We start from the raw sequence: 8,264 nt of genomic DNA on the forward strand, positions 1-8,264 counted from the left end.
CTTGTGAATGCCGGCCGTGTCGAGTTCATTGGGAACATGTTTGGCAATCCGGGACCGTACGGCGGAGGGCGCGACCATTTTGGGATTATTGGCAAGCGGACCAGGGTGCAATATCTGCATGCATATTTTCACGTCAGCAGCAGCGCCATGAACGGCGTCGGTAACCAGCCGATGCTTTGCCGCTTCCTCATCACTGGACATGATCGCGCCGCCCATTGAGGCTTCCTCATTGGGCGCAATCCCGCCGGTGATGATCATGCCAATATTATTCGCCGCCCGCTCTGCAAAATAGGCCGCCATGCGTTCAAAGCCGCCATCCATTTCTTCCAGCCCGGTGTGCATGGATCCCATGATGGAGCGGTTTTTAATGGTGGTGAAACCAAGGTTGAGCGGTTCAAGCAATTTGGGATATTTCATGATTGTCCTTCTAGCGGCATTTTTTTTGTGATCCCATTATCCAATATGCTAAACTCTGCACAAAGCTAGTGTCTGCTTTGGGCAAGAGCTATCAACGTCCAGCATGATATGCCTGGCTTTGGAAGCCGCATCCGCTGGCCAACGCTGCTGTTGAATCTAGAACGTCAAGGCCGATCCTCATCCAGAATCAGCAGATCGCCCTTGAACCAAATCGCAGCAAGAGCGGATATTCTTCCCGTGCTCCAAACCCGCCAATGCGCCGGATATCGACAGTGCGAGCAGCCAATAAATCAGCATTTTCCCCAGAAAGTAGATTTGTAAAATCTGTGCGCAGCACATTCTGTGCCCCCAATCCCTTTGCTTCATCGGCCTACAAGCCTAAGGTTCCGACAGACAGGGAGTAAGGAATATTATGCGTCTTGAGTTTTTGAAGCGTTTCAAGTTGATGATTTTGGCAACTGGCATGGGCATCCTGCTCACGCCGATGCCAGCGTCAGCGCAATTTGGCAGTCTTTTTGGCAGCAAATCCAAGGACGAGAAAAGCGAAGAGCCCGTGGCAGCTGAAGAGCAAAAGGCGGTTTCCGATGCTCAGGACACGGCAATCATCACGACAGATGAGAATAGCGGGGCTACCGAACAGGCCGGTGCCAATTCTTTTGATACTTTATGCGGCAACGGGCAGGGGCGGCCGGATGAAAACGAAGTGAGGAAGAAACGCAAAGGTCTGTTTGGCATGGCTGACCGGATGGCCAGCGTCACCAGGAAAATCCCGTTGGTGGGTGACTTTCTGGTCGATAGTGCCAATAATCTGTCGCAGGCGGTTTCGTGCAGACTCTATCCCGAAGAACAGGAACAAGCGGCAGAAGCGACTCAGCAAGCCACCGAGAGTGGTGAAATCGGCAAAGCCGTCGAATGGCAAAGCACGGTTCGCGAGAATGTTTCTGGAAGCTCGACGATTTCCTCAAAAAACGCATTGCCCGATGGCACGCCGTGCATGGTTCTCGCCGATATCGTGATCGTTGATGGCGAGGAGCTGAGAGTGTCCAAAACCATGTGCAAGCTGCCCGGCGCTGCCCGCTACACGATCATGCAGGCATGATCTGAGTCGAGGCCATCTGGCCGGCGAGAGGTTGATGTAACGCGCCCGCCGGCGGCAAACTGTCGCGAAAATGAACCGTTCCCGCCAAGTGATACAATTTGCGACAATTTTCTTCTGTTCTGACAAAGTTCAGCGACAACTGGCTATTAGAACAACATTCATGACGGAGCGAACAGACCGTCTCCCTCGAATGGTACACAAGGAAATTAGACATGAAAAAAGCAATTTTGATCTCGAGCGCAACAGCATTGTTGATGGTTGGCGGTATCGCCATCGCCGCTCCCGGCGACCGTGGCATGCGGGCCGATACCGATGGTGATGGTGCGATTAGCCGCGCCGAACTGACTGCGTCACTGAACACACGCTTTGCCAAAATGGATGTGAATGGCGATGGCCAGCTATCCAAAGAAGATCGCGCTGCCAAACAGGCCGAACGCTTCGCCAAAAAAGATACCAATGGCGACGGTGAACTCTCGCCGGCTGAAATCGAAGCCGCTCGTGCCGCCCATAAGGCCAATCGCTTTGCCCGCGCCGACAAGGACGGCAATGGCACGTTGAGCCAGGAAGAGGCTCAGGCAATGCACGGCAAGCGCGGCGGCAAATCGATGCGCGGCGAAGGCATGCGCGGCGATAAAGGCATGCGCGGACATGGCGGTGGCCATGGTATGGCGATGATGCGTCAGGCCGATACCAATGGTGATCAGAAGATCAGCAAGGCCGAATTTACCGCTGCAGCGCTCGCCCGCTTTGAAAAGGCCGATGCCAATAAGGACGGCAAGCTAACCAAGGAAGAGCGTCAGGCTGCGCACAAGGCCCAGCGCGGCGAATGGAATAAAAGAGGCGGTTAATCCCTGAACCACTCTTTTTTGCGAACGGATCGTCAGCCATCTCCCCCTCTCCCCCAAATTGGCTGGCGGTCCGTTCCTTTTTATCGATCCTGTGATAGGACAATCGGATGACGAACAAAGTCCACATATTGCTGGTCGACGACGAAGCCTCGCTGCGCGAGCCGCTGGCGGACTATCTGATCAAACAGGGCTATAAGGTCCAGCAGGCCAGCGATGCCAGCGTCGCCCGATCGCTGCTCAACGCTTATGACTTTGACATAATTTTGCTCGACATCATGATGCCCGGCGAAGATGGCCTCAGCCTGTGCCGCTTTGTCACCGACAAGACCGATATTCCGGTCATCTTGATCAGCGCCAAGACCGAAGAAACCGAGCGGATCATCGGACTCGAACTGGGCGCGGACGACTATATCACCAAGCCGTTCAGCCCGCGCGAACTGGTTGCGCGGATCAAGGTTGTCTTGCGCCGCGCCGAAAAGGGCGGGGTAAAGCAACTTGGCTCCTCCGGAGGCGCCTATCAGTTTTCCGGCTGGACCCTGCAATGCGACAAGCGCAGCCTGATCGATGCCGACGGCGTCAATATCTCGCTGTCCACCGGCGAATATCAGATGCTGCTGGCGCTGGTCTCGCGCGCCGGAAAAATACTCAACCGCGATCAATTGCTCGACATTACCCAGGGCCGCGAAGCCCATGCGTTCGATCGCGCCGTTGACAACCAGATCAGCCGGCTGCGCCGCAAGATTGAATCCGATCCCAAAAATCCCGAAATCATCAAGACCGTATGGGGCGGCGGCTATGTGCTCGCCGGCGAGGTGAAATCCCTGTGAAGCGCCTGTGGCCCAAAAGTCTGGTCGGACAGCTGCTGCTGGTCGTGGCGCTGATGCTGTTGCTGGCGCAGGGCATCAACAGCTTCCTGCTCTATCGCGGCGCCCAGAACCAGAATCTGGTCGAAGCGTCGACATCTGCGGTATCCCGCATCGCTTATGGTCTGGAGCGACAAGCCAATGATCGTCCGGGCCGGCGCGGCGGTGCCATGCGCGCCCGGCGCTGGGGCCAGCTGAAATATGGTGGCGAAAGCGCGGTCACCGACGACATGCGCCGCTTGCCGGAGCTGGAAGCGCGCGCCGGTCAGGCCTTCGCCAATATGGGTATCGGATTTACCGATATTCGGGCGACGACTCTCCGGAAACTGACGCCCGGCATGACCGGCCATCTGATCGGTTCCAGTCGGGACGAAAGGCGCAACAGTCCGATCAACCGTTCGATGGGGGCCAGGCAAGCACCAACCGAAAGCAGCGGTTTCGTGATCATTTCTGCACAACAGGCGGATGGCCAGTGGGTCAGCATCGCCTCCGTCGTTCGCGAGCGCACCCCCTTGTTGGTCCGGACGCTGCTGTTCCAGACCATCACCATCTATCTGCTGATGCTGATCCCGCTGATTCTGCTTGGCCGCTATATCTCGCGACCGTTGAAATCGCTCACCGCAAGGGCGCAATCTTTTCAACCGGGTGAAACAGAGGATCTGGCAGAGCAGGGCCCACCCGACACCCGGGAATTGATCCGGGCGTTCAATGACATGAGTGGTCGCGTCACCCGGATGATCGATGAAAAGGATGTGATGCTGGGGGCCATTGGTCATGATCTGCGCACGCCGCTGGCGGCGCTGCGGGTGCGCATGGAAAATGTCGAGGACGAGGTCGAGCGCGAACGGATGATCGCCGGCATCGAAGATATGGATCATATGCTCGACGATATCCTGTCGCTCGCCCGGCTTGGTCGTTCAACCGAACAATCGGACCCGGTCGACATCCGCTCGCTGATCGAAACCGTCGTCGATGAATTCACCGATCTGGGTCACCAGGTCCGCTACCAACGCGGCGAAAAGCAGATTGCCGCCGTCCGCGAAACGCTGATCCGCAGGGCGCTGCGCAATCTGATTGGCAATGCGATCCTCTATGGCAAGGCTGCGGATATATCTGTGGAAAAGTCCGGTATGAAACTGCTGATATATGTGGATGACGATGGACCGGGCATCCCCGAGGCAAGAATAGAGTCGATGTTCGAGCCGTTTTTGCGGGGAGACGCATCGCGCAATCGCGCCACCGGCGGATCCGGACTGGGGCTGACATTGGCCCGCGCCATCGCCCGGGACCATGGCGGTGATATCATCCTGAAAAACCGGGAACATGGCGGCTTGCGGGCCACGCTTATCTTGCCGGTCGGTTGAGTGAGGGTTTTGCCGACCAGCGACCGGCCTGGCGGCTAGTTTTCGGTTGCTTCCGGTTGCGGCTTTGCCGCCGGTTCGGCGATGCCATCAGAAGCCAGTTCGGCATCAATATCCTCTTCCAGCGCCTTGACCGCCTTGTCGGCGGCTTCTTCCAGAGATTGCGCGTCTTGCTCGATCTGGATCTCATGCTCAGCGATCGCCTCGTCTCCCTTTTCCTCAACCGGGGTTTCCGAGCAGGCCGCAAGGATCAGCGCGGCCGGCAGGATCAGGGTAGGAACTCTCATTCTGCTGGCGCCATGGTCAAATCCGCGTCGCTGTTGGCGACGATCGACAGCACCGTGGTCCAGGCCGCGACATTCTGCCGCAATTGTTCCGGATCGATCTTGTCCAGCGTATCATCCGGCGTGTGGTGCAGATCAAAATAGCGGGTGCCATCCTGCTGCAGATCGATGACCGCTAGATTATTATTTTTGATGATCGCCTGAACATCCGCGCCGCCACTGGCTTTCTGTTGTCCGCGCCCGATACCGAGCGGCTGCAGGGCCGTTGTGACCTGGTCTGCCAGAGCGGAAGCGCCTTCGGGCAGGTTGAATTCTAACCGCCAGACCCGGTCCGCGCCGAAATCCGATTCCATCGCCAGCGCGTGATTGTCGCCTTTATGCGCTTCACCATAGGCATTGCCGCCCCAGAGGCCCACTTCCTCGGCGCCAGCCCAGAGCAGCCGGATCGTGCGCTTGGCCTGACCTGCCGCCATGACCTGCTTGGCCGCCGCAGTGATGATTGCGCAGCCAGCGGCATCGTCAATCGCGCCCGTGCCCAGGTCCCAACTGTCGAGATGACAGGCGATCACGATCATGCCGAGCGACGGATCGCTGCCCGGCAGTTCGGCAATCACATTGCCCGAGGGCTGCTGTCCAATATTCTGCGGGGTCAGTAGCAGATTGAGCTTCACCGGCTTGCCGCGTGCGAACATTCTTTCCAGATTCTCCGCATCGGGAATAGACAGCGCGCCCGCCGGTATAGGCGTCACGCCTTTTTCAAAATTGGTGTTACCGGTGTGCGGATTGCGATGATAGTCGGTCCCGGCCGAGCGGATGATGATCGCCGCTGCGCCTTTCTTGGCGGCGATATTGGGACCGACAAAACGCGCCGGTCCGAAGGCACCATAGCTTGACCCGTCCTGGGTTGGCTTCATCGCGTGACTGACAAAGGCGATCTTGCCGGACAGGCTGCCTTCCGGTGCCGCAACCAGATCAGCCAGAGTGGGAAAATAGACCACCTCGGCACTCAGTCCCTTGTCGCCGGTGCTGCCGCTATTGCCGAGCGCGGTGATCGCCAGCTTCTGCGGAAACGGGCTCATCACAGCCGCCGTTTCCTTGCCCCTTATCCAGGTCGGCATCATATAAGGCTCGCTGCGGACATTGCTGAACCCCAGCGCGTTCAGCTTGGCGACAGCCCAATCCCGGGCCCGTGCTTCCGCCTCGGTACCCGCCTGACGGGCGCCGATCTCGGTGGTCAGGCCCTCGACAATATTATAAGCGACAGTGTCGTTCAGCGCCTTGGCCTGCAGCGCCAACGGATCATGATTGTCGGCGAGAGCGGGGGTGGACAGGAACAGCGCGGTTGCGCCAGCGAGCAGGATCGATTTTTTTCTCATGAATGCTGACTAACCCGGCTTTTGCGCTTTGCCAATGGTCTCTTGCGACTGGCGGGCAGAATAGCTACATAAGCCCAGCAATTAACCCGTCATCCCGGCGAAAGCCGGGATCTCCTCAAACCGAGCGTTAAGCCGCCTGAGATTTCAGCTTTTGCTGGAATGACGAGCAACATCGAAAGCGAATCCAATGGCCGTCCAATATAGCTATGTCATGAAGGGTCTGACCAAGACCTTCCCCGGTGCCCCGAAGCCGGTGCTCGACAATATCCATCTTCAATTTCTACCGGGCACGAAAATTGCCATCATCGGTAAAAACGGCGCCGGTAAGTCGACGCTGATGAAGATCATGGCTGGTCAGGATGCCGAATATCAGGGCGAGGCCTGGGCAGGCGAGGGCATTCGCGTCGGCTATCTGGCGCAGGAGCCGCAGCTCGACGACAGCAAGACGGTCAAGGAAAATGTCATGGACGGCGTCCGTGAAGTCGCGGATCTGGTCGGTCGCTTCAACGAAATTTCCAACATCATGGGTGACCCGCCGGAAGATGCGGATTTTGATGCGCTGATGGAAGAAATGGGCGAGCTGCAGGAAAAAATCGACGCGGTCGATGGCTGGACTCTCGACAACCAGCTGGAAATCGCGATGGAAGCGTTGCGCTGCCCTCCCGGTGACAGTCCGGTGACTGATCTGTCCGGTGGTGAGAAGCGCCGTGTCGCGCTTTGCCGCCTGCTGCTCGACAAGCCGGAAATCCTGATGCTCGACGAGCCAACCAACCATCTCGATGCCGAAAGTGTCGCCTGGCTCGAAAAGCATCTGATCGACTATGCCGGCAATGTCATTCTCGTCACCCATGACCGCTATTTCCTCGACAATGTGGTGAACTGGGTGCTCGAACTGGATCGCGGCAAGGGCTATCCCTTTGAAGGCAATTATTCCAGCTGGCTGGAGAACAAGTCGAAGCGCCTCGCGCAGGAAGACCGCGAAGACAAGAGCCGCCAGAAGGCGATCGACAACGAGCTGCAATGGATGCGGCAAAGCCCGAAGGCGCGGCAGACCAAGTCCAAGGCGCGTATCAAGTCGTTTGACGATCTGGTTGCTTCGCAGGAAAATCGCGTGATCGGCAAGGCGCAGATCCTGATCCAGACACCGGACCGGCTCGGCTCGAAGGTGATCGAGGCCAAGGGTCTGACCAAGGCTTATGGCGACAAATTGCTATTCGAAAATCTCGACTTCTCGCTGCCACCGGGCGGTATTGTCGGCATTATCGGCCCCAACGGCGCCGGTAAAACCACCCTGTTCCGGATCATCACCGGTCAGGAAACTCCCGATAGCGGAACGCTCGAACTCGGCGAAACGGTGAAGCTCGGCTATGTCGATCAAAGCCGCGATACGCTCGATGCGTCGAAAAATATCTGGGAAGAAATTTCCGGCGGCCATGATTATTTCACCTTCGGAAAAAATGAAGTCCAGACCCGCGCCTATGTCGGCGCGTTCAACTTCAAGGGCGTCGACCAGCAGAAGAAGGTCGGCCAGCTCTCCGGCGGTGAACGCAACCGCGTCCATCTCGCCAAGATGCTGAAAGAAGGCGGCAACGTGCTGCTGCTCGATGAGCCAACCAACGATCTCGACGTCGAAACCCTGCGCGCCCTCGAAGACGCGCTGGAAAGCTTCGCTGGCTGCGCCGTGGTCATCTCGCATGACCGCTTCTTCCTCGATCGCTTGGCGACACATATCCTGGCGTTTGAAGGCGACAGTCATGTGGAATGGTTTGAAGGAAACTTCGAAAGCTATGAAGAAGACAAGCGGCGCCGGTTGGGTGATGCGGCAGATCGGCCTACGCGGGTGGCTTATAAGAAGCTGACTAGGTAGGTTTTTCACGGGGAATGGGTTGCGAATGCAATATTTCAGGCCATTTCCCGCCGTGTGTTTGTCCGATTGTCAGTATCTCTCAATTAACCGCTGCTTTCCCTTTTATCAGCGTTGGGGCTCACTATCTTGAGAATATGAGTGATCCCACC

Annotated in this window: 8 protein-coding genes; 5 read left to right on the forward strand and 3 right to left on the reverse strand. The window is 57.4% G+C overall.

Going from position 1 to position 8,264, the window contains the following annotated elements:
- On the reverse strand, nt 1–417 hold a 417-nt coding region (locus V7665_RS12360; RefSeq protein WP_442955227.1), incomplete at its 3' end, for an oxidoreductase.
- A 412-nt stretch (nt 418–829) separates the two neighbouring features.
- Here V7665_RS12360 and V7665_RS12365 point away from each other — a divergent pair.
- The 4 genes from V7665_RS12365 to V7665_RS12380 all read left to right on the forward strand — a co-directional run bounded on the left by V7665_RS12365 (nt 830) and on the right by V7665_RS12380 (nt 4,591).
- Nucleotides 830–1,516 (forward strand): hypothetical protein, encoded by a 687-nt coding sequence (locus tag V7665_RS12365; RefSeq protein ID WP_335664839.1) that lies wholly within the window; start codon nt 830–832, stop codon nt 1,514–1,516.
- Nucleotides 1,517–1,728: 212 nt separating this feature from the next.
- Nucleotides 1,729–2,364, forward strand: coding sequence for a hypothetical protein (locus tag V7665_RS12370; RefSeq protein WP_335664840.1), 636 nt, complete (start codon nt 1,729–1,731; stop codon nt 2,362–2,364).
- Between the two features lie 107 nt (nt 2,365–2,471).
- A complete protein-coding gene (locus tag V7665_RS12375; RefSeq protein WP_335664841.1) occupies nt 2,472–3,191 on the forward strand; it encodes a response regulator in 720 nt (239 codons plus the stop codon).
- A complete protein-coding gene (locus tag V7665_RS12380) occupies nt 3,188–4,591 on the forward strand; it encodes a sensor histidine kinase (protein WP_335664842.1) in 1,404 nt (467 codons plus the stop codon). The genes V7665_RS12375 and V7665_RS12380 overlap by 4 nt, the downstream gene beginning before the upstream one ends.
- A 35-nt stretch (nt 4,592–4,626) precedes the next feature.
- Here V7665_RS12380 and V7665_RS12385 read toward each other — a convergent pair whose 3' ends face one another.
- Nucleotides 4,627–4,875: a hypothetical protein gene (locus V7665_RS12385; RefSeq protein WP_335664843.1), complete on the reverse strand. Its 249-nt coding sequence runs from the start codon at nt 4,873–4,875 to the stop codon at nt 4,627–4,629.
- A complete protein-coding gene (locus tag V7665_RS12390; RefSeq protein ID WP_335664844.1) occupies nt 4,872–6,248 on the reverse strand; it encodes a M28 family peptidase in 1,377 nt (458 codons plus the stop codon). Before V7665_RS12390 ends, V7665_RS12385 begins: the two co-directional genes overlap by 4 nt.
- A 187-nt stretch (nt 6,249–6,435) precedes the next feature.
- Here V7665_RS12390 and ettA point away from each other — a divergent pair, with 187 nt between their 5' ends.
- Nucleotides 6,436–8,115, forward strand: a complete 1,680-nt coding sequence (gene ettA, locus V7665_RS12395) for an energy-dependent translational throttle protein EttA (RefSeq protein WP_335664845.1) — start codon at nt 6,436–6,438, stop codon at nt 8,113–8,115.
- Nucleotides 8,116–8,264 lie beyond the last annotated feature (149 nt).

This window comes from Parasphingorhabdus sp., assembly GCF_036964675.1.
In the GTDB taxonomy this organism is placed as follows: domain Bacteria; phylum Pseudomonadota; class Alphaproteobacteria; order Sphingomonadales; family Sphingomonadaceae; genus Parasphingorhabdus.

What these genes read in the sequence shown, in the direction of transcription:
- V7665_RS12365 (WP_335664839.1), top strand. Translation starts at nt 830, where the DNA reads ATGCGTCTTGAGTTTTTGAAGCGTTTCAAGTTGATGATTTTGGCAACT.
- V7665_RS12370 (WP_335664840.1), top strand. Translation starts at nt 1,729, where the DNA reads ATGAAAAAAGCAATTTTGATCTCGAGCGCAACAGCATTGTTGATGGTT.
- V7665_RS12375 (WP_335664841.1), top strand. Translation starts at nt 2,472, where the DNA reads ATGACGAACAAAGTCCACATATTGCTGGTCGACGACGAAGCCTCGCTG.
- V7665_RS12385 (WP_335664843.1), bottom strand. Translation starts at nt 4,875, where the DNA reads ATGAGAGTTCCTACCCTGATCCTGCCGGCCGCGCTGATCCTTGCGGCC.
- V7665_RS12390 (WP_335664844.1), bottom strand. Translation starts at nt 6,248, where the DNA reads ATGAGAAAAAAATCGATCCTGCTCGCTGGCGCAACCGCGCTGTTCCTG.
- ettA (WP_335664845.1), top strand. Translation starts at nt 6,436, where the DNA reads ATGGCCGTCCAATATAGCTATGTCATGAAGGGTCTGACCAAGACCTTC.